The sequence below is a fragment of the Candidatus Infernicultor aquiphilus genome (genome assembly GCF_002784285.1).
GTDB classification, from domain to species: domain Bacteria; phylum Atribacterota; class Phoenicimicrobiia; order Phoenicimicrobiales; family Phoenicimicrobiaceae; genus Infernicultor; species Infernicultor aquiphilus.
In genome coordinates, this window is the sequence record NZ_PFKO01000116.1 from 1 (window position 1) to 1879 (window position 1879).

The window sequence follows — 1879 nt, forward strand, 5'->3', positions numbered from 1 at the left end:
TTTACTATCAGACCATTCCTTAATATTCTCTCTATCTCTTATTTCTGCATCTGTTATCCATTTATCTTTATTAATAAGAGCATTCAATTCAGGGTCATCAACTATTCTCATAAAAGTTATAAGTCTTTTCAGACTCTCGTTTGAAAAACCCGTTAATGCAAGTAAGGCTCTTAATCCATTCTCCTTTTTATAAATTAAGTCTTCAAATAGTTCTTTCTTCAAACCTCTATTTTGGATTTGATTCTTTAAGACAAGTAAAGTCTCCTTGATTGAGTTAACATAACCTTCATAAATTTGTTCGAATTCTCTATTGTAAAAATAGAAAGTATTTTTTGTAATAACAGTACTAAATTTTTCTTGAATATTTTTCATTTACTCTATCTCTTCCCTTTTTTGAAAAAATAATATATATTCATCCTTCATTGTATTCCTCATTCCCTTTATGGGCTTTAAAATACTTTTAACCAATATTAAATTATATTTTTTGCACGATTCTATTATTTTATTCTCCAATCTAATACCCCCAGTTTGATTTGTATTAGACCCTATAATCATTACAAAATATTTATCTTCCTTTAAGACCCTTGAAACTTCCAAACATACCCGGTCCATATCTTCAAAATAATTTTTTAGTCGTTCATCTTTATTTTTACCAACCAATCCAATCATTTTACCTCTTATACCATCAATATTATACCCTAAAAATTTTAATTGAGCTTCATCATTTTTTACATAATCAATCGCGAATGAATATGGCGGTGATGTAATTACTCCATCAATTGAATGATCTTCTAATGGTATTTTCATAGCAGTAGCATTTTCTAAAATATTAACGGTTCCTAAACTACTTATGTATTTAGTACTATTTAGTATAAAATTAACAATCGTATCCTCATATCTTCTAAGAACTTTTGTAAAAAGTTGTCTATGGTTAGAACTAACTACCCTTTTAGAATATCCCAGAGAATCTAAGAAAGCAAGTAATGCCAATTCATAAATCTTTAATTTTTCATTATCAGTAATTTTTTTTAATTGTATTTTTATATCGTTAACATTAAAAAAATTAAATAACTGCTCTGATTTATTAGAAATTCCTTTTAATAATTCAATATTTACTGATAAACTTTCATGTTTTACTTTAGTCATAAATTGACAAAAAGGACTTAAATCAATTGCGTAAGAGTTTATTCCCATTAATGCGGATTCAATATTTGTAGTTCCACTACCACACATTGGGTCTAAAATAATTTCTCCTTTTTTTATTCCAATGATATTTATCAAAGCTTTAATTAATTGAGGATGAAACTTCCCACGATAAGGAAACAATCCATGTGTTGCATAGCCTGTAGAAAACAATCCATTTTCAAAGTAAGCTTTTGTGCTTGCTGACCGATTATCTATAAACGCTTTAGCGGTATGGTTATACATTAAAAAATGTTTTGTAAGTCTACCATCAACAGATTTAAAATAAGCTAATCTTTCCAATAAATCGCTTTTTGGCAGACAATTATATTCCAAATAAGCTAACTCAAACTCAAATAATTCATTTACTGATGGTAATAATTCTACTTTGCTATCAAACAAATTTCGTGTGGGCGATGCTAATTTATAGAATTCTTTATTTTTAATCATTTATTATCTCCAATATGTTTTAATAAATTTTATGTTAATAATATATGAGTCCCCTCTAAAAAACCCCATCAAGCAAATTGCCAACATTTTATTTCAAAATTAGGCAATTGGTGGAATTTGACCATAAAAAAGACGAAACGAAAAATATTGCGCAATTTCTTGACCAATTTGAAACAAGTTTTTAAAAAACAGAAGGTTTCCGGCCTTCATTAGTCCTAATAACCCGGATAGATCCGGATTCACCGTC

The 1879-nt window shown here is 28.0% G+C and carries 1 protein-coding gene and 1 pseudogene; both read right to left on the minus strand.

Features of this window, described 5'->3' with window-relative positions:
• Positions 1-372: pseudogene (locus COZ07_RS03340) on the minus strand (hypothetical protein); the annotation flags it as partial.
• Positions 373-1632, minus strand: coding sequence for a DNA methyltransferase (locus COZ07_RS03345; RefSeq protein ID WP_406607171.1), 1260 nt, complete (start codon positions 1630-1632; stop codon positions 373-375).
• Between the last annotated feature and the right edge of the window lie 247 nt (positions 1633-1879).

Coding starts and splice junctions, on each gene's coding strand:
- COZ07_RS03345 (WP_406607171.1), bottom strand. CDS start 1,632: ATGATTAAAAATAAAGAATTCTATAAATTAGCATCGCCCACACGAAAT.